The sequence below is a fragment of the Blastococcus sp. SYSU DS0669 genome (genome assembly GCF_054050895.1).
Genome location: NZ_JBJHAE010000007.1, coordinates 106,809 through 125,289, shown reverse-complemented (window position 1 = coordinate 125,289; position 18,481 = coordinate 106,809). Strand labels below are relative to the sequence as shown.

17 protein-coding genes are annotated in these 18,481 nt (G+C 72.7%); 10 read left to right on the top strand and 7 right to left on the bottom strand.

Annotated features, from left to right (window positions below; all coding sequences use genetic code 11):
• Positions 1-16 precede the first annotated feature (16 nt).
• From zwf to tkt, 4 genes are all read right to left on the bottom strand, one after another.
• A complete protein-coding gene (gene zwf / locus ACI792_RS10185) occupies positions 17-1,534 on the bottom strand; it encodes a glucose-6-phosphate dehydrogenase (RefSeq protein WP_456580493.1) in 1,518 nt (505 codons plus the stop codon).
• A 182-nt stretch (positions 1,535-1,716) separates the two neighbouring features.
• Positions 1,717-3,321: a glucose-6-phosphate isomerase gene (locus tag ACI792_RS10180; protein WP_456602498.1), complete on the bottom strand. Its 1,605-nt coding sequence runs from the start codon at positions 3,319-3,321 to the stop codon at positions 1,717-1,719.
• Positions 3,318-4,424, bottom strand: a complete 1,107-nt coding sequence (gene tal / locus ACI792_RS10175) for a transaldolase (protein WP_456602497.1) — start codon at positions 4,422-4,424, stop codon at positions 3,318-3,320. The genes ACI792_RS10180 and tal overlap by 4 nt, the downstream gene beginning before the upstream one ends.
• An 82-nt stretch (positions 4,425-4,506) precedes the next feature.
• Positions 4,507-6,720 (bottom strand): transketolase, encoded by a 2,214-nt coding sequence (tkt, locus tag ACI792_RS10170; protein ID WP_456602496.1) that lies wholly within the window; start codon positions 6,718-6,720, stop codon positions 4,507-4,509.
• Positions 6,721-6,995: 275 nt separating this feature from the next.
• On the opposite strand from tkt, the gene ACI792_RS10165 reads away from it, so the two are divergent.
• Both ACI792_RS10165 and ACI792_RS10160 read left to right on the top strand, forming a co-directional pair.
• Complete coding sequence (locus ACI792_RS10165; protein ID WP_456602495.1) at positions 6,996-7,925, top strand: heme o synthase; 930 nt, start codon at positions 6,996-6,998, stop codon at positions 7,923-7,925.
• A gap of 242 nt (positions 7,926-8,167) precedes the next feature.
• The gene (locus ACI792_RS10160) at positions 8,168-8,752 is read left to right on the top strand and encodes a hypothetical protein (RefSeq protein WP_456602494.1); all 585 of its coding nucleotides are present in this window, start codon (positions 8,168-8,170) and stop codon (positions 8,750-8,752) included.
• Between the two features lie 59 nt (positions 8,753-8,811).
• On the opposite strand, the gene ACI792_RS10155 is transcribed toward ACI792_RS10160, so the two are convergent.
• Positions 8,812-9,738 (bottom strand): COX15/CtaA family protein, encoded by a 927-nt coding sequence (locus tag ACI792_RS10155; protein WP_456602493.1) that lies wholly within the window; start codon positions 9,736-9,738, stop codon positions 8,812-8,814.
• A 162-nt stretch (positions 9,739-9,900) separates the two neighbouring features.
• Here ACI792_RS10155 and ACI792_RS10150 point away from each other — a divergent pair, with 162 nt between their 5' ends.
• From ACI792_RS10150 to ACI792_RS10115, 8 genes are read left to right on the top strand one after another with little or no spacing between them, the layout of a single operon-like run.
• Positions 9,901-10,743, top strand: a complete 843-nt coding sequence (locus ACI792_RS10150) for a helix-turn-helix transcriptional regulator (protein ID WP_456602492.1) — start codon at positions 9,901-9,903, stop codon at positions 10,741-10,743.
• Entirely contained in the window at positions 10,740-12,179 is a 1,440-nt protein-coding gene (gene sufB / locus ACI792_RS10145) for a Fe-S cluster assembly protein SufB (RefSeq protein WP_456580501.1), read from the top strand. Before ACI792_RS10150 ends, sufB begins: the two co-directional genes overlap by 4 nt.
• Positions 12,179-13,495 carry a Fe-S cluster assembly protein SufD gene (gene sufD, locus ACI792_RS10140; protein WP_456602491.1) on the top strand — a complete coding sequence of 439 codons (1,317 nt, stop codon included), beginning with the start codon at positions 12,179-12,181 and terminating at the stop codon, positions 13,493-13,495. The genes sufB and sufD overlap by 1 nt, the downstream gene beginning before the upstream one ends.
• A gap of 3 nt (positions 13,496-13,498) precedes the next feature.
• Positions 13,499-13,852, top strand: a complete 354-nt coding sequence (locus ACI792_RS10135; protein ID WP_456602490.1) for a Rieske (2Fe-2S) protein — start codon at positions 13,499-13,501, stop codon at positions 13,850-13,852.
• A gap of 13 nt (positions 13,853-13,865) precedes the next feature.
• Positions 13,866-14,639 (top strand): Fe-S cluster assembly ATPase SufC, encoded by a 774-nt coding sequence (gene sufC / locus ACI792_RS10130; RefSeq protein WP_456602489.1) that lies wholly within the window; start codon positions 13,866-13,868, stop codon positions 14,637-14,639.
• On the top strand, positions 14,636-15,949 hold the full coding sequence (locus tag ACI792_RS10125; protein ID WP_456602488.1) for a cysteine desulfurase: 1,314 nt from the start codon (positions 14,636-14,638) through the stop codon (positions 15,947-15,949). Before sufC ends, ACI792_RS10125 begins: the two co-directional genes overlap by 4 nt.
• 28 nt (positions 15,950-15,977) lie before the next feature.
• Positions 15,978-16,466, top strand: coding sequence for a Fe-S cluster assembly sulfur transfer protein SufU (gene sufU / locus ACI792_RS10120; RefSeq protein ID WP_236830023.1), 489 nt, complete (start codon positions 15,978-15,980; stop codon positions 16,464-16,466).
• Positions 16,466-16,873 (top strand): metal-sulfur cluster assembly factor, encoded by a 408-nt coding sequence (locus ACI792_RS10115; RefSeq protein WP_456580507.1) that lies wholly within the window; start codon positions 16,466-16,468, stop codon positions 16,871-16,873. The genes sufU and ACI792_RS10115 overlap by 1 nt, the downstream gene beginning before the upstream one ends.
• 73 nt (positions 16,874-16,946) lie before the next feature.
• Here ACI792_RS10115 and ACI792_RS10110 read toward each other — a convergent pair whose 3' ends face one another.
• On the bottom strand, positions 16,947-17,996 hold the full coding sequence (locus ACI792_RS10110) for a Gfo/Idh/MocA family oxidoreductase (protein WP_456602487.1): 1,050 nt from the start codon (positions 17,994-17,996) through the stop codon (positions 16,947-16,949).
• A 117-nt stretch (positions 17,997-18,113) separates the two neighbouring features.
• Positions 18,114-18,350, bottom strand: coding sequence for a hypothetical protein (locus ACI792_RS10105; RefSeq protein WP_456602544.1), 237 nt, complete (start codon positions 18,348-18,350; stop codon positions 18,114-18,116).
• Positions 18,351-18,481 lie beyond the last annotated feature (131 nt).

The window sequence follows — 18,481 nt, the reverse complement described above, 5'->3', positions numbered from 1 at the left end:
CGCGGGCGGGCGGCGCTCACGGCCGCCGCCATCGACGGCCCTCGGCCGCGAGCATCTCGTCGGCGGCCCGCGGGCCCCACTCGCCGGCTCGGTAGGGGTAGGGCTCGTTGCCGGCCCAGAACTCCTCCAGTGGGTCGATGACCGCCCACGACGCCTCCACCTCGGCGTTGCGCGGGAAGAGGGTGGCGTCGCCCAGCAGGACGTCGAGGAGCAGGCGTTCGTAGGCCTCGGGGCTGCTCTCGGTGAACTGCTCGCCGTAGAGGAAGTCCATCGAGACGTCCCGGACCTCCATGACGCTGCCGGGAACCTTCGACCCGAACTTGAGGGTGACCCCTTCGTCGGGTTGCACCCGCACCACCAGCTGGTTGTTTCCCAGTTCCTGGGTGTCGGTCTCCGCGAAGGGCAGGTGCGGAGCCCGCTTGAACACCAGGGCGATCTCGGTGACCCGGCGGGGGAGCCGCTTGCCCGTGCGCAGGTAGAAGGGCACCCCGGCCCAGCGGCGGGTCTCCACGCCCAGCCGCACCGCCGCGTAGGTCTCGGTCGTCGAGGACGGGTCGACGCCCTCCTCCTGGCGGTAGGCCTGGACCCGCTGCCCGGCCAGCCAGCCCTGCTGGTACTGCCCGCGGATGGCCGACCGGCGCAGGTCGTCGGGCAGCGAGATCGCCCGCAGCACCTTGAGCTTCTCGGTGCGGATCTCCTCGGCGGAGAACTCGACCGGCTCCTCCATCGCGGTCAGCGCCAGCAGCTGCAGCAGGTGGTTCTGCAGCACGTCGCGGGCGGCGCCGGTCTTCTCGTAGAAGCCGGCCCGGCCGCCGATCCCGACGTCCTCCGCCATGGTGATCTGCACCGAGTCGACGTGGTGGCCGTTCCAGACCGGCTCGAAGAGGGTGTTGGCGAACCGCAGCGCCATCAGGTTCTGGACGGTCTCCTTGCCCAGGTAGTGGTCGATGCGGAAGACGTCGTCGGCGGTGAAGACCGAGTCCACCAGCGCGTTGAGCTCGCGGCTGGACTCCAGATCGGTGCCGAACGGCTTCTCCACCACGACCCGCCGCCAGCGCTCCGGCGTGCTGTCGGCCATCCCGGTGCGCTGCATCTGCTTGAGGACGACGGGGAACATCGCCGGCGGGATCGACAGGTAGAACGCCGCGTTCCCGCCGATGCCGTGGCTGCCCTCCAGCTCGGCGAGGTGGTGGGCCAGCTCGTCGAAGGCGTTGTCGTCGTCGAAGCTGCCCTGGACGAAGCGGACGGTGCCGGCCAGCCGCTCCCAGACCTCCTCGCGCCAGGGCGTCCGGGCGTTGTGGCGTGCGGCGTCGCGGGCAAGCTCCGCGAACTCGGTGTCGCCCCAGTCGCGGCGGGCGAAGCCCAGCAGCGCGAAGTTCGTGGGCAGCAGGCCGCGGTTGGCGAGGTCGTACACGGCCGGCAGGAGCTTCTTGCGCGCGAGGTCACCGGTGATGCCGAAGACGACGAGGGCGCAGGGCTCGGGGACCCGGGGCAGCCGCCGATCGCGGGGATCGCGGAGGGGGTTGGGGATCATCGCGGGCCGCGCAGCGGGGAGAGGTTCACGAGCGGGCCGCACAGCGGGGGAGGAGTCATCAGCGGGCCACGCAGCGGGGAAGATGTCATCGTCCGTCCTCGTGGTCGGAGGGGTCGTCGTCCGGCCCCGGGGAGCCGGACGGCGGGGTGCAGCAGGCGGGTCGAGCAGCGGCTCCGGCGTCCTCAGCAGCGCAACGCGGTGAGCAGCTGGTCGATGCCCGCCGCGCGGTCGGTGAGGTGCAGGTGGAGCAGCGGGCGGTCGCGGTCGGCCAGCGCCTTCCGGTCGCCGGCGGCCTGGGCCGCCTGCAGGGTGCCGAAGGTGTACGGCCGGTCGGGCACCGGCAGGTCCTCGGCGATCGCGCCGGTGATCTGCAGGAAGACACCGACCTGCGGTCCGCCCTTGTGGTACTGCCCCGTGGAGTGCAGGAAGCGCGGGCCCCAGCCGAAGGTCACCGCCTGCTCGGTCCGCCTGGCCAGCGCGGTGCGCAGCGCGGCGGCGCGGGCGTCGCGGAGCCGGTCCAGGTAGGCCATGACGGCGAGGTAGCCACGCGGCGGCACGGCGGCGAGGAGGGCGTCCAGCGCCAGCGAGAGCCCGTCGTGGGACGACAGGTCCACCCCCGTGAGCACCGCCGCCGTGCCGCGGATCTCCACCGCGCCGATCGTGGCCTCGGCCGGCTCGTCGGGGAGCCCGGCGGCGAGGATCGCCCGGGTGTTCTCCTTGCTCTCGGTCACGTTCGGCTGGTCGAAGGGGTTGATGCCCAGCACCCGCCCGGCCACCGCGGTGGCGTACTCCCAGCCGAGGAACTGCGCGCCGAGCGGCCCGGTCACCCCGAGCACCGGCTCGGCGCCGGTGGCCTGCGTACCCACGAGACCCAGCAGCACGTCGGCGCCGGAGCGACCGGGCGCCTCGGGCGACTCGAGGACGACCGGCAGGATGCCGCGCCCCTCCTTGCCCGTGGACTCGGCGATGAGCTGCTCGGCCCAGTCGCCGAAGCCCTCGATCGGGGTCTCGCCGGCGTCGGCGAGGGCGAGCTTGTCGCGGCCGGCGCAGACCGCCGCGCCCAGCACCACCCCCAGCTCCATGGCCGGGTTGGCGGGGTCGGCGAGGTGCTCGGCCAGCTGCTCGGCGTCCTCGACGAGCGCGGCGACGTCGGCACCGGCGAGCGCGGAGGGGACCAGCCCGAAGGCGGAGAGCGCGCTGTACCGCCCACCGACGGTGGGGTCGGCGAGGAACACCGCCCGTGCGCCCATGGCCTGGGCCGTCTCCGCCAGCGGCGAGCCGGGGTCGGTGACGACGACGAAGCGCGCGCCGATCCGGCTCTCGTCGAGGCCGGCACGGGCGAACGCGCTCATGAACGCCCGCCGCTGGCTGTCGGTCTCGACCGTGCCGCCCGACTTGGAGCTGATCACCACGACGGTGCGCTCCGGCTCGGTCATGGCCGCCGCCACCTGCCCGGGGTCGGTGGTGTCGAGCACGACCAGCGGCACGCCGGCGGTCCGGCAGATGACCTCCGGTGCGAGCGAGGAGCCGCCCATGCCGCACAGCACGATCCGGTCCAGCCCCTCGGCGACCAGCTGGGCGCGGAGCTCGGCCAGGGACGCGAGCAACGACCGGGAGGTGGCCGGGAGGTCCAGCCACCCGAGCCGGACGGCGGCCTCGTCCTCGGCGTCGGGGCCCCACAGCGTCGCGTCCTTCCGCACGAGGCGGGCCGCGACGCCGTCCTGCTCGAGCTGCGCCCGGAGGGGCTGCGGGATCTCCAGCCCGGTGCAGGTGACCCCGAGGGTCACGCCTTGTCCTCCAGCTCCGTGCGCACCGACTCGGTGAGCTCGTCCCAAGACTCGACGAACTTCTGCACGCCCTCCTCCTCGAGCACCCGGAAGACGTCGTCGAGGTCCACGCCCGCGTCACGCACCGCCTGCATGACCCCCGCGGCGTCGTCGTAGGACTTCTGCACAGGGGTGCCGGGGGCGCCGTGGTCGGCGTAGGCCATGAGCGTCTTCTCCGGCATGGTGTTGACCGTGCCGGGGGCGATGAGCTCGCTGATGTAGAGGGTGTCGGAGTACTCCGGGTTCTTGACCCCCGTGGACGCCCACAGCGGCCGCTGCCGGCGGGCGCCCTTGGCCTCGAGGGCCTGCCAGCGCTCGGAGGAGAAGACCTCCTCGTAGGCCTGGTAGGCCAGCTGCGCGTTGGCGACGCCGGCCTTGCCCTTGAGCGAGGGGTCGGCGCCCGCGGCGTCCAGGCGCTTGTCGATCTCGCTGTCCACCCGGGAGACGAAGAACGAGGCCACCGACTCCAGCTGGGAGAGGTCGGCCTCCGGGTCGTCGGCGAGCCGCTGCTCCAGGCCGGAGAGGTAGGCGTCCATGACGGCCCGGTACCGCTCGAGGCTGAAGATCAAGGTGACGTTGACGCTGATCCCGCGGGCGATCGAGGTGGTGATCGCCGGCAGGCCGGCCTCGGTGGCGGGGATCTTGATGAACAGGTTGGGGCGGTCGACCAGCCACCACAGGTGGGCGGCCTCGGCGGCGGTGGCGTCGGTGTCGTCGGCGAGGCCGGGGGCGACCTCGAGGGACACCCGTCCGTCACCGGGCTGCCGGTCGGCCACCGGCCGCAGCAGGTCGCAGGCGTCGCGGACGTCGGCCGCCGTGACGGTGCGCAGGGCCTCCTCGACGCTCACCTGGCGCACCGCGAGGGCGTGCAGCTGGTCGTCGTAGGACTTCGAGCCGCTGATCGCCGCGGCGAAGATGGTCGGGTTGGTGGTCACGCCGACGACGGAGTGCTCGTCGACCAGTGACTGGAGGTTGCCGCTGCGGATGCGGTCGCGGGAGAGGTCGTCGAGCCAGACGGCGACCCCCGCGGACGACAGCTCGGCCAGGTTCTCGTTCGGTGCCATGTCAGGTGCCTTCCTGAGAAAGGACCCCCTTGCCCCCCACCACTCGCGAGCTCGCGGCGGGACCCTGCAAGGGGGCCAGGGTTTACCGATCGCCTGTTGCGTGGGTGAGGCCGCCGGTGGCGGCGACCGGACCGGCGGGGACGGCCGCTCCGGAGCGGGCCGCCTCGAGGCTCTCGCGCGCGGCGTCGACGACGGCCTGGTCGGTCAGGCCGAACTCCTCGTAGAGCACGGTGTAGGCGGCGCTGGCTCCGTAGTGGGTGAGCCCGACGATCCGCCCGGCGTCGCCGACGAACTCGCGCCAGCCCATGGGCACGCCCGCCTCGACGCTGACCCGGGCGCGGACCGAGGGCGGGAGCACCTCGTCCTTGTAGGCCTGGTCCTGGTCGGCGAACCACTCGACGCAGGGCACCGAGACCACCCGGGTCGGGACGCCGTCGGCCTCCAGCCGCTCGCGCGCCGCCACCGCGATCTGCACCTCGGAGCCGGTGCCGAGCAGGATGACCTCCGGGCTGCCGCCCGAGGCCTCGGCCAGGACGTAGGCGCCGCGCGCCACGCCCTCGGCGGAGGCGAACTGCTCGCGGTCGAAGACCGGCAGGTTCTGCCGGGAGAGCAGCAGGCCGGCGGGCCGGTCGTTGTTCTCCAGGATCGTGCGCCAGGCGACGGTGACCTCGTTGGCATCGGCGGGCCGGACGACGTCGAGCCCCGGGATCGCGCGGAGCGCGGCGAAGTGCTCGATCGGCTGGTGGGTCGGGCCGTCCTCGCCCAGGCCGATGGAGTCGTGCGTCCAGACGTAGGTCACCGGCAGCTGCATGAGGGCGGCCAGCCGGACCGCGCCCCGCATGTAGTCGGAGAAGGTGAGGAACGTCCCGCCGTACACCCGGGTGCCGCCGTGCAGGGCGATGCCGTTCATCACCGCCCCCATGGCGTGCTCGCGGACGCCGAAGTGGATGGTGCGGCCGTAGGGGCCGCCGGACCACATCTTCGTCTGCCGGTCGGCGGGCAGGAACGACGGCTCGCCCTCGACCGCGGTGTTGTTGCTCTCCGCGAGGTCGGCCGAGCCGCCCCAGAGCTCCGGCAGCCGCGGGTAGAGGGCGGCCAGCACCTTGCCCGAGGCCTTGCGGGTGGCCACGCCCTTCTCGTCGGCGGGGAAGGAGGGCAGCTCCTCGGCCCAGCCGTCGGGCAGCCGGCGCTCGCGCATGCGGGCCAGCAGCGCCGCGCCCTCGGGGTTGGCCCGCTCCCAGTCGGCGAACGCCTCGTCCCACTCCGCCCGGTCGGCGCGGCCCTTCTCGACGACGGAGCGGGTGTGGGCCAGCACCTCGCCGTCGACCTCGAAGGTCCGCTCGGGGTCGAAGCCGAGGATCTCCTTGGTGGCCCGCACCTCGTCCTCGCCGAGCGCCGACCCGTGCGAGGCGCCGGTGTTCTGCTTGGTCGGTGCCGGCCAGGCGATGACCGTGCGCAGCACGATGAGCGAGGGCCGGCCGGTCTCGGCCTTGGCCGCGGCGAAGGCGGCGTCGACGGCGGCGAGGTCCTCGCCGTCGTCGACGTGCTGCACGTGCCAGCCGTAGGCCTCGTAGCGCTTGCCGACGTCCTCCGTGAAGGCGACGGTCGTGTCGTCCTCGATGGAGATCCGGTTGTCGTCGTAGACCAGCGTCAGGTTGCCGAGCCGCTGGGTGCCGGCCAGCGAGCAGGCCTCGCCGCTGACGCCCTCCTCCATGTCGCCGTCGGAGGCGAAGCACCAGACGTGGTGGTCGAAGAGGCTCTCGCCCTCGGCGGCGTCGGGGTCGAGCATGCCGCGCTCGCGGCGGGCGGCCATCGCCATGCCGACGGCGTTGCCGACGCCCTGCCCCAGCGGGCCGGTGGTGGTCTCCACGCCGGGGGTGTGGTTGACCTCGGGGTGGCCCGGGGTCTTCGAGCCCCAGGTGCGGAGCGCCTGCAGGTCCTCCACCTCGAGGCCGTAGCCGGAGAGGAAGAGCTGCACGTAGAGCGTCAGGCTGGAGTGACCCATCGAGAGCACGAACCGGTCGCGGGCGATCCACTGCGGGTCGCTGGGGTCGTGCCGAAGCCACTTGTGGAACAGCAGGTAGGCGGTGGGCGCCATGCTCATGGCGGTGCCGGGGTGGCCGTTGCCGACCTTCTGGACGGCGTCCATCGCGAGCACCCGCGCGGTGTCGATGGCGCGGCGGTCGAGGTCGCCGAAGTCCTGGGGGAGGGTGGGCTGCGGCTGCGACGGGCTGCCGGTGGGCGCGTCGGTCGCGGCCTCGGCCGGCGCTTCCGGCCCGGTGCTGCGCGTGTCCATCTGGTCGGTTCTCCCTCGAGGTAGGCCTGACGTCGTGCCCGGGCGCGCGGCCGGCCGGCGGTGGACCGGTGCGGAACCGGGGGGCGTGACGGCGTCGTCGTCGCCCCTACCCGCTGCACCGGCGGCAGCAACGTGATCAACCCTAGTCATCCGAGGTCATGCCGCGCGCCTGCGTCGGGACCGGCCGGGGCTACAGTGGGGGAGTTCCGCCTCCAGGCTCGAAGGGATCCCGTGGTGCCCTGCTGCCCGCGCGCGACCGCGCACGAGGGCACCCGGTGACGGCGCTCTCCGAGCGCGTCGCCCCTGCTCCCCGCCTCACCAGCCGGCTGCGTGCCCGCGTCGGCGCCTACGTCGGCCTCACCAAGCCGCGCATCATCGAGCTGCTGCTGATCACGACGGTGCCGGCGATGATGCTGGCCGACCGGGGCTGGCCGTCGCTGTCGCTGCTCTTCTGGACCCTGCTGGGCGGCACCTTCGCCGCCGGCGCGGCCAACGTCTTCAACTGCTACTTCGACCGGGACATCGACCGGTTGATGCAGCGGACCAGCAAGCGGCCGCTGGTGACCGGTGAGGTCACGCCGCGGGCCGCCCTCGTCTTCGGTTCCGTCCTGACGGTCAGCTCCATCGTGCTGCTGCTCGTGACGACGACGCCGCTGGCCGCGGTGCTCGCGGCGGCGGCGATCTTCTACTACGCCGTCCTGTACACGATGGTGTTCAAGCGGCACACCCGCCGCAGCACCGAGTGGGGCGGCGTCCCCGGCGCGGCACCGGTGCTGATCGGCTGGGCGGCCGTGACCGGGTCGCTGGACTGGCCGGCGGTCGTGGTCTTCGGCGTCGTCTTCTGCTGGCAGATGCCGCACTTCTGGGCGCTGGCCCTCCGGTTCAAGGACGACTACGCCCGGGCCGACGTCCCGATGCTGCCGGTCGTGACCACCGCGCTCTCGGTCGGCCGGCAGTCGGTGGCCTGGGCCTGGGCGACCGCGGTGGTCTCGCTGCTGCTCTGGCCGGTGGCCGCCGACTACGGCATCGGGCTGGGATACGCGATCCCGGCGGCGCTGCTCGGTGCCTGGTTCGTCGTGGAGTCCCACCGGCTGCTGGGCCGCATCAAGCGCGGCGGCGACATGAAGCCGATGCAGCTGTTCCACGTCTCGATCTCGTACCTGTCGCTGCTGTCGGTCGCGATCATCGTCGACGCCATCGTCTGAGCCCCGGCCCCGCCGAGCGTGCGCGCCGGCGCCCGGTTCCAGCGCTCGGAACCCGGCCCCAGCGCACACGCGACTGCCCGGATCGACCGGAAGGCCCTGGCCGCCTGGGTGTCGACCGGCCGGCTCCGCCGCATCCAGTCGGGCGTCTACGCGCTCCCCGCCCTGGCCGACGACTGGCGCCTCCGGGCCCGTGCCGCGGTGCAGGCGCGCGACGGGGCGCTCAGCCACCACGCGCCGCTCTCGTGCTCTGGGGGCTCCTCCGCCGGGTGGACGGGCTCCCGGTCACCTGCGCGGGACGCGCGGTCGTGGACACCTGGGGCCGGCCGCACGGAACGTGCCGGGCGGATCTCCGGGCCGCCGCGATCACCGCCGTCCGCCGACGGCTGTGCCTCCCCGGGCAGCTGTTCGGCGAGATCGAGCGGCGACCGTGCCTGCCGGGGCGCGCGGCGCTGGTCGAGCTGATCGAGCTCTTCGCGGAGGGGTGCCAGAGCGAACCGGGAATCTGGGGGTGCGTCGAAATGCTCCGCGCGCCGGGGATGCCCCGCTCCACCCAGCAGCGGCAGGTCACCGTCGGCGGCCGGACCCACCACCTGGACGCCGCGTACGACGACGTCCTGCTCGCCGTCGCGATGGACGGCGCGGCACGGCACGGTTCGCGGGAGCAGCGCGAGCGGGACATCCGCCGGGACGCGCTGCTGGCCACCGCCGGCCGGCGGACGCTCCGCTCCAGCTACCGCCGGCTGACCGCTGAGCCCGAGGAGTGCCGCCGGGAGATGCGGTCGGTACACGCCGCGAGGCGACGCCTTCTGCGCGAGGGCGTGCGCTGACGCCCGGTTGCACCGGCCCGAACCGGGCGTCGGCGTACACGCTCAGCGATCCGCGCCGGTCAGCGGGCGGCGACCGCCGGCTCGGCGGGGGCGGTCACCGGCAGCTCGGACGCCGGCCCGCGGACCGACCAGACGAGCCGTGCGGTGTACGCGGTGATGAGCACGGCGCCCAGCATGTGCAGCAGCACGAGCAGGATCGGCAGGCCGGTGAAGTACTGGGCGTAGCCCACGACGCCCTGGGCCAGCTGGACGACGAGCAGGTCGCGGGCGGCCCGGCGGACCCGGCCGGGGGAGTCGGTCGCGTAGAGGGCGACGAGCAGGGCGACGGTGAGGCCCAGCAGCAGGAAGACGGCGTCGGCGTGCAGGTGGCTGACCAGCTCGGGGTCCAGCCCGGTGCGCCCGGCGTCGGGGTCGCCGCTGTGCGGGCCGCTGCCTGTCACGACCGTGCCCATGACCAGCACGAGCGCGGTGACGACGGCGATGGCGCCGACGAGGAGGCGGAACGGCGGCTTCAGCAGCGGCTGCCCGACCCCCGGCTCCCGTGAGCGCAGCCAGAGCACGGTGGTGAGCGCCACCAGGCCCATGGAGACGAGGAAGTGCGCGGCGACGGTCCACGGGTTGAGGCCGGTGAGGACGGTGATGCCCCCGATGACCCCCTGCGCGGGGATGCCGAGGAACGCGGCCACGGCCAGGGGGCGGAGATCACGGCGCGGCGACCGGACGACCACGACGACGAGCGTCACGGCGAGGACGGCGAGGACGAACGTCAGCAGCCGGTTGCCGAACTCCACCACACCGTGGATGCCCATCTCCGGCGTCGTCACGAAGCTCTCGTCGGTGCACCGGGGCCAGGTGGGGCACCCGAGGCCGGAGCCGGTGAGGCGGACGACACCCCCGGTCAGCACGATCGCCCCGTTGGCCACCACGTTGGCGAGGGCGACCCGGGAGATGGTCGTGGTGGAGAAGGAGGCGGGCAGGACCGGCACGCTCCGATGCTAGTTGACGGACGCCGCTGCCCCGCGGCCCGCGAGCACGCCGCGGGGCCCTGCAGCCCGGGCCCCGTGAGGCTGATCACGAAGGCGTCCCGTCGGCGTCCTTCTTAGGTCGGCCTTGCTTGCGAGGTCCCCGAAATAGGACACACTCGTGTTGTGGAAATTCTCGCGGCGCACCCCCGGCCGTCGGCGACCGCCGACGACGGGCGCACCCGCGACCGCGTGAGCGGGCTGCTGCTCGAGCACGGGCCGCAGACCGCGACCGAGCTCGCCGACCGGCTCGGCGTCTCCCCGGCGGCGGTGCGCCGCCACCTCGACGCCCTGGTCGCCACCGGTCGCGTCGAGGAGCGGCAGGTACGGGACGCCCACCGCGGCCGAGGGCGCCCCGCCCGGCGCTTCCACCTCACCGATGCCGGCCGCTCGGCGTTCCCGCACGCCTACGACGACCTCGCGCTCACGGCGCTGCGCTACGTCGCGGCGGCCGGTGGCCCCGACGCCGTCCGCGCCGTCGCCGAGCAGCAGCTCGCCGGGTTGGAGGCGCGCGCCTCCAGCGCGGTGGAGGCGGCCACGACCGGCAGCTCCGGTGCCCCGGCGGACCGCGCCCAGGCGCTCGCCGCCGCCCTCACGGCCGAGGGCTACGCTGCCACCGCTTCGGCGCTCTCCGGCGGTGGGCAGCTCTGCCAGCACCACTGCCCGGTGGCGCACGTCGCGGCGGAGTTCCCGCAGCTCTGCGAGGCCGAGACAGCGGTGATCGGCCGGCTGGTCGGCACGCACGTCCAGCGGCTGGCCACGATCGCCCACGGCGACGGGGTCTGCACCACCCACATCCCCGGGCCGGTGCTCCGCGGCAGCGGCCGGGGCCACATGCGCGAGGGGAACAGATCGACCCCTGAACGCCCTGTACCAGGTGAGCGAGCAGCGCCCGACCGCGCGCGCACCCGCACGACCGAGTCCACCAGCACCGCCCCCACGAACGACCGGGAGAGGACGCCCGCATGACCAGCACGCAGCAGCCGGTGACCACGCCGCTGACCCAGGACGAGCAGATCGACCAGCTCGGCCGGTACGAGTACGGCTGGGCCGACACCGACGTCGCCGGCGCCTCCGCCCGACGTGGGGTCGACGAGGACGTCGTCCGCGACATCTCCGCGCGCAAGAGCGAGCCCGAGTGGATGCTCGAGCGCCGCCTCAAGGCCCTCAAGCTCTTCGGCCGCAAGCCCATGCCGGACTGGGGCTCGGACCTCTCCGGCATCGACTTCCAGAACATCAAGTACTTCGTGCGCTCCACCGAGGCCCAGGCGGCCTCGTGGGAGGACCTGCCCGACGACATCAAGAACACCTACGACCGGCTCGGCATCCCCGAGGCGGAGAAGCAGCGCCTGGTCTCCGGTGTCGCGGCCCAGTACGAGTCCGAGGTCGTCTACCACCAGATCCAGAAGGAGCTGGAGGACCAGGGCGTGCTGTTCCTGGACACCGACTCGGCCCTCAAGGAGCACCCGGACCTGTTCCGCGAGTACTTCGGCTCGGTGATCCCGTCCGGTGACAACAAGTTCGCCGCGCTGAACACCGCAGTCTGGTCGGGTGGCTCCTTCATCTACGTGCCGCCGGGCGTGCACGTCGAGATCCCGCTGCAGGCCTACTTCCGGATCAACACCGAGAACATGGGCCAGTTCGAGCGGACGCTGATCATCGTCGACGAGGGCGCCTACGTGCACTACGTCGAGGGCTGCACCGCGCCGATCTACAAGTCGGACTCGCTGCACTCCGCGGTCGTCGAGATCATCGTCAAGAAGAACGCGCGCTGCCGGTACACGACCATCCAGAACTGGTCGAACAACGTCTACAACCTGGTCACCAAGCGGGCCGTGGCCCACGAGGGCGCGACCATGGAGTGGGTCGACGGCAACCTCGGCTCCAAGGTGACGATGAAGTACCCGGCCGTCTGGATGACCGGCGAGCACGCCAAGGGCGAGGTCCTCTCCATCGCGTTCGCGGGCGAGGGCCAGCACCAGGACGCCGGCGCCAAGATGGTGCACGCGGCGCCGCACACCTCCTCGACCATCGTGTCGAAGTCGGTGGCGCGTGGCGGTGGCCGCACCTCCTACCGCGGCCTGGTCCAGATCGACGAGGGCGCCTACGGCTCCAAGTCCACGGTGAAGTGCGACGCCCTGCTGGTCGACACGATCAGCCGGTCGGACACCTACCCCTACGTCGACGTCCGCGAGGACGACGTGGCCATGGGCCACGAGGCGACGGTCTCGCGGGTCAGCGACGACCAGCTCTTCTACCTGATGAGCCGCGGCCTCTCCGAGGACGAGGCCATGGCGATGGTGGTGCGCGGGTTCGTCGAGCCGATCGCCCGCGAGCTGCCCATGGAGTACGCCCTCGAGCTGAACCGGCTCATCGAACTGCAGATGGAAGGTGCCGTCGGCTGATGACCGACCAGAACACCGGTACGACCGACCTCACCAGCCAGCCGAGCACCCTCGCCTCGGAGCTCTTCGCTCCGGGCGTGGGCGCACAGGCCGGTCCGCCGACCACCCCGGCTTCTGAGACCGGCACCGCCGGTGACGTGCAGCCTGGTGCGCACTCGCACGGCGGTCCCGCGCCGACCGGTTCGCCGGCCGAGCGGTTCACCTCGACCGACCCGGACGCCTTCGGCGTGCCCACCGGGCGCGAGGAGACCTGGCGCTTCACCCCGATGAAGCGGGTCCGGGCGCTGCTCGACGGCGCCCCGTCCGACGCCCACCTGACCTGGACGACCGACCTCCCCGAGGGCGTCGAGCTCACCAGCGCCGAGGCCGGTGACCCGCTGCTGAAGGAGCTGCCCGAGCCGGTGGACCGGCTCGCCGCGCTGGCCCGCCAGCGCAGCGGCGGCGCCGCCGTCGTCCGGGTGCCCGCCGAGGCCCAGCTCGACCGGCCGGTCACGCTCGGCCTGGCCGGCTCCGGCTCCGACGAGGTCGTCTGGGGCCACCTGGTCATCGAGGTCGGCGCCTTCGCCCAGGCGACGATCGTGCTCGACCACAGCGGTCTCGCGAAGTACGCGGGGGGCGTCTCCGTCCTCGTCGGCGACAGCGCGCAGGTGCGGCTCGTCTCGGTGCAGGACTGGGCCCCGGGCGCGGTGCACGGCGGTCAGTACGACGCCGTCGTCGGCCGGGACGCCACCTTCACCCAGGTCGTGGTGACCCTCGGCGGCGACCTCGTGCGCCTGGTCAGCAACGTGCAGTACGCCGGCCCCGGCGGGAGCGCCGAGCTGTTGGGCGTCTACTTCTCCGACGAGACGCAGCACCAGGAGCACCGCCTCTGGGTCGACCACGCGGTGCCCAACTGCACGAGCAACGTGCTCTACAAGGGCGCGCTGCAGGGCGAGGGCGCCCGCACGGTCTGGATCGGCGACGTCCGCATCCGGCCCGCGGCCACCGGCACCGAGACCTACGAGCTCAACCGGAACCTGGTGCTCACCGACGGCGCCCGCGCCGACTCGGTGCCCAACCTGGAGATCGAGACCGGCGAGATCGTCGGCGCCGGTCACGCGAGCGCCACCGGTCGGTTCGACGACGAGCAGCTGTTCTACCTCTGCTCGCGCGGGATCGACGCCGAGACCGCCCGCCGGCTGGTGGTCCGCGGCTTCTTCGCCGACGTCGTCCAGCGGATCGGCGTCGACGGGCTGCAGGACCGGCTGATGGCCGCGATCGACGAGCGCCTCGGCGCCCTGCCCGCCCTGCACGAGCAGCCGGTCGAGGTGTCCTGAGCCATGGCCTTCGAGCGCGTCTGCGCCCTGTCCGACATCAAGGAGCCGGGGTCGCTGCGGGTGGAGCTCGCGGACATCGACATCGCGGTGGTCCGGTACGAGGGCGCGGTCTACGCGCTCGAGGACCGCTGCTCGCACGCCGACGTCCCGCTCACCGACGGTGACGTCGAGACCTTCGACGGCGCACCCACGATCGAGTGCTTCCTGCACGGGTCGTGCTTCGACCTGCGCACGGGCGCGCCCACCAACCTGCCGGCCACCGAGCCGGTCCCCGTCTACCCGGTCCGCGTGGAGGGGGAGGACGTGTACGTCGACACAGAGGCCGACGGCGCCCTCCCCGCCGCGGCCGCCAACTGAGGAGCGAGAAGAAGTGTCCGTTCTGGAGATCCGCGACCTGCACGTCAGCGTGGGCGAGGGTGACGACGCCAAGGAGATCCTCCGCGGCGTCGACCTGACCGTCCGCTCCGGCGAGACCCACGCGATCATGGGCCCCAACGGCTCGGGGAAGTCCACCCTGGCCTACTCGATCGCCGGCCACCCGAAGTACACGATCACCGGTGGCACCGTCACGCTCGACGGCGAGGACGTCCTCGCGATGAGCGTCGACGAGCGCGCCCGCGCCGGCCTGTTCCTGGCCATGCAGTACCCGGTCGAGGTGCCCGGCGTCTCGGTGTCGAACTTCCTGCGCACCGCTGCCACCGCCATCAAGGGCGAGGCCCCGAAGCTGCGGACGTGGGTCAAGGACGTCAAGAGCGAGATGGCAGCGCTCGAGATGGACCCGGCCTTCGCCGAGCGCAACGTCAACGAGGGCTTCTCCGGCGGTGAGAAGAAGCGCCACGAGATCCTGCAGATGCGGCTGCTCAAGCCCGGCATCGCGATCCTCGACGAGACCGACTCCGGCCTCGACGTCGACGCGCTGCGGATCGTCTCCGAGGGGGTCAACCGCACCCGCGAGGAGGGTGACGTCGGCGTCCTGCTGATCACCCACTACACGCGGATCCTGCGCTACATCAAGCCCGACTTCGTGCACGTCTTCGTCAACGGCAAGGTCGTCGAGGAGGGCGGCCCGGAGCTGGCGGAGAAGCTGGAGAACGAGGGCTACGCCGCCTACGGCAAGGGCATCACGGAGGTCGCGTCCGCATGACCACGACCGTCTCGCGTCCCGGAGCCGGGGCGCAGCGAGCGCCCCTGCCTCTGGACGTCGAGGCGATCCGGGCGGACTTCCCGATCCTGACCCGCACCGTCCGTGACGGGAAGCGGCTGGTCTACCTCGACTCCGGGGCCACCTCGCAGAAGCCGCGCCAGGTGCTCGACGCCGAGCGCTGGTTCTACGAGAACGTCAACGCCGCGCCCCACCGGGGGGCCCACCAGCTCGCCGAGGAGGCGACCGGCGCCTACGAGCAGGCGCGGACGACGATCGGCGCGTTCATCGGGGCCCCCGAGAACGAGGTGGTCTTCACCCGGAACACGACCGAGGCGATCAACCTGGTCGCCTACGCGCTGTCCAACGCCGCCACGGCGAAGGAGCCGGAGTTCCGGACCTACGCCGTCGGCCAGGGGGACGAGATCGTGGTGACCGAGATGGAGCACCACGCCAACCTGATCCCGTGGCAGCAGCTCTGCGAGCGCACCGGGGCGACCCTGCGCTGGCTGGGGCTCACCGACGACGGCCGGCTGGACCTGTCGGACCTCGCCACGGTGGTCAACGAGCGCACGAAGCTCGTCGCCGTCACCCAGCAGTCGAACATCCTGGGCACCATCAACCCGATCGAGCCGATCGTGGCGCGGGCCCGCGAGGTGGGCGCGCTGGTGCTCGTCGACGGCGCACAGTCGGTGCCGCACCAGCCGATCGACGTGGCGGCGCTGGGCGCGGACTTCCTGGTGTTCTCCGGGCACAAGATGCTCGGGCCCACCGGCGTCGGCGTGCTCTGGGGCCGTTACGAGGTGCTCGACAAGCTGCCCCCGTTCCTGACCGGCGGCTCGATGATCGAGGTCGTGCGCATGGAGGGCTCCACCTTCATGCCGCCGCCGCAGCGCTTCGAGGCCGGCGTCCCGATGACCGCGCAGGTGATCGGGCTCGGTGCCGCGGTCGAGTACCTGACCGCCCTCGGCATGGACAAGGTCGAGGAGCACGAGCGGGTGCTCACCGGGTACGCGCTGGAGCAGCTGGCCGCGATCCCCGGCGTCACGGTGATCGGCCCGCCCGACACCGTCGCCCGCGGCGGTGCGATCTCCTTCACCGTCGAGGGCATCCACCCGCACGACGTCGGCCAGGTGCTCGACGACCTCGGCATCGCCGTCCGCGTGGGGCACCACTGCGCGTGGCCGGTGGTGCGGCGCTACGGCGTCCCGGCCACCACCCGCGCGACGTTCTACGTGCACACCGGGTACGACGACGTCGACGCGCTGGCCGACGGAATTCGCGCGGCTCAGAAGTTCTTCGGAACGGTGTGAGGTCCGTGCACACGAAGATGGCCATCTGATGCAACTCGAGTCGATGTACCAGGAGATCATCCTGGACCACTACAAGAACCCGCACGGGCGCGGTCTGCGCGACCCGTTCGACGCCGAGGTCCACCACGTCAACCCGACGTGCGGTGACGAGGTGACCCTGCGGGTGAAGCTCGACGGCGACACCGTCGCCGATGTGTCCTACGAGGGCATGGGGTGCTCGATCAGCCAGGCGTCGGTGTCGGCGATGTACGACCTCGTGGTCGGCAAGCCGGTGGCCGAGGCGCTGGAGACCGGCGAGCACTTCATGACCCTCATGCAGGCCAAGGGTGACCCGGCGGTCGCCGAGAAGCTCGAGGACGAGCTGGAGGACGCCGTCGCGTTCGCCGGCGTCTCCAAGTACCCGGCTCGCATCAAGTGCGCGCTGATGAGCTGGATGGCCCTCAAGGACGCGTCCGCCCGAGCCCTGTCCACCACCGTGTCGGCCACCCACCCCACCACCCCGGCCGGAGGCCAGTGATGAGCGAGACCACCGAGAACGCCACGACGGAGAACGCGACGCCCGCCACCGACGGTGCGCCCGGCGACCTGCCGGCCTACAAGTCGGCGCTGATCGAGGACCTCGAGGAGGCGATGCGTGACGTCGTCGACCCCGAGCTCGGCGTGAACGTCGTCGACCTGGGCCTGGTGTACGGCCTGGACGTCGACGAGAGCAACGTCGCGATCATCGACATGACGCTCACCAGCGCGGCCTGCCCGCTGACCGACGTCATCGAGGACCAGGCTCGCCAGGCGCTGACCGGTGGCCCCGGCCCCGGCCTCGTCGACGACATCCGGATCAACTGGGTCTGGATGCCGCCGTGGGGCCCGGACAAGATCACCGACGACGGCCGCGAGCAGCTGCGCGCCCTCGGCTTCCGGGTGTAGCGACCCGCGACCGTGCGCTGAACGGGGTCATGGCAGCTGCCATGGCCCCGTTTCGCGCACCACGGGGCCGGGTTCAGCCGCGGAACCGCACGGTGCCGCCGTCGGTCGCACTGAGACGGGCGGCGTCGAGCACCGTCGCCGACGCGATGGCGTCACGCGGGTCCACCGGAGCGAGCCCCAGACCCCGGACCGCGCGCGCGAACGCCGGGTAGAAGCCGTCCCAGCTGCCGCGCTCGCTCGGGACGTGCTCACCGGCGTCCCCCCGGTGCAGCCTGCCCCAGTGCAGGGCGGGCTCGGCACCCCAGGCCGGACCGAGGGACGCAGGCGTGTGGCCGGCGAGCAGCAGCTCCTCCTGCACGTCCATGGGGCTGCCGCTGACGTAGCTGGCTGCCGTCCCGGTCACCCGGAAGCGCGGGCCGGGCGCCCCCTGGATCCAGCTGCCCCACAGGTGCGACCGCCCGCCCGCGACGTGGGTGAGGGCGACGAAGACGTCGTCGTCGAGCCCGTCGTCGCGCAGCCGCCACTCGGCGTAGACGGACGCGACCGGGCCCATGAGGACCAGGGCCTGGTCGACCAGGTGACTGCCGAAGTCGAGGAGCGTGCCCCCGCCCGAGGCGCCCGGCCCGTCACCGGGAGCCAGTCGCTCGAACCGCGACTCGAAGCGGAGGAGCTCGCCCAGCGTGCCGTCGCCGGCGAGCTGCCGCACGGTGAGGAAGTCCGAGTCCCAGCGGCGGTTCTGGTACGGCGCGAGCCGCAGCCCCAGCCGGTCGGCGAGCTCCACCGACCGGGTGGCCGCCGCGGCGTCGAGCGCGAACGGTTTGTCGCACACCACCGCCAGGCCCAGTTCCAAGGCCTGGTCGGTGAGCTCGCTGTGCGTGCTCGCGGGGGTGGAGATCGCCACCGCCTCCGCGCCGGCGGCGGCGAGCTCCTCCATCGAGTCGAAGGTGCGCCGGGCGTGCCCGTCCTGCGCCACCAGCGCCTTCCGTGCGGGGGACGAGGTCACCACCCCGAGGAGTTCGATCTCGGGAGCCGACCGCAGCAACGGGGCGTGGAACCAGCGGCCACCGAAGCCGTAGCCGACGAGGCCGACTCGGACGGGGGGCATCGGGTCGGGCGAGCTCATGTCGCCATCCTCTCCTGCCGCCGTCCGGTGTGGTCCGTGCGAGCGGCCGTGTGCGTCAGCCCTGCCGGCCCGCCAGCTCGGCGAAGGTGTCGGCGTCCCGGTCGGCGATGAACGTGCTCACGTACGGCAGGTGGTCCAGGCCGATGTGCTCGACCACGCCCTCCAGCACCACGGCGTCGGCGAAGTCGAGTGCTCCCAGTAGTGCGGGACCGGCCGCTCGCCCTCGCGCTCCTTGCGGCGGCGCTGCACCGCGCCCCAGTCGTGGTTGGCGGCCCAGGCCACGCACAGGGCGAACCGCTTCTCGAAGGCCGCTGCGCGCGGGGCGTAGTAGCCGCCGAGCGACCAGCCGACGATGCCGATCCCTGCCGCGTCGACGTCGCTCCGGGCCTCGAGCCAGTCGACGGCGGCGCCGGCCCAGACCTCCGTGTCGATGCGGGCGATGAGCCCCTGCAGCCGCAGCTTCTTTGCCCGCTCGTGTTGCTGCG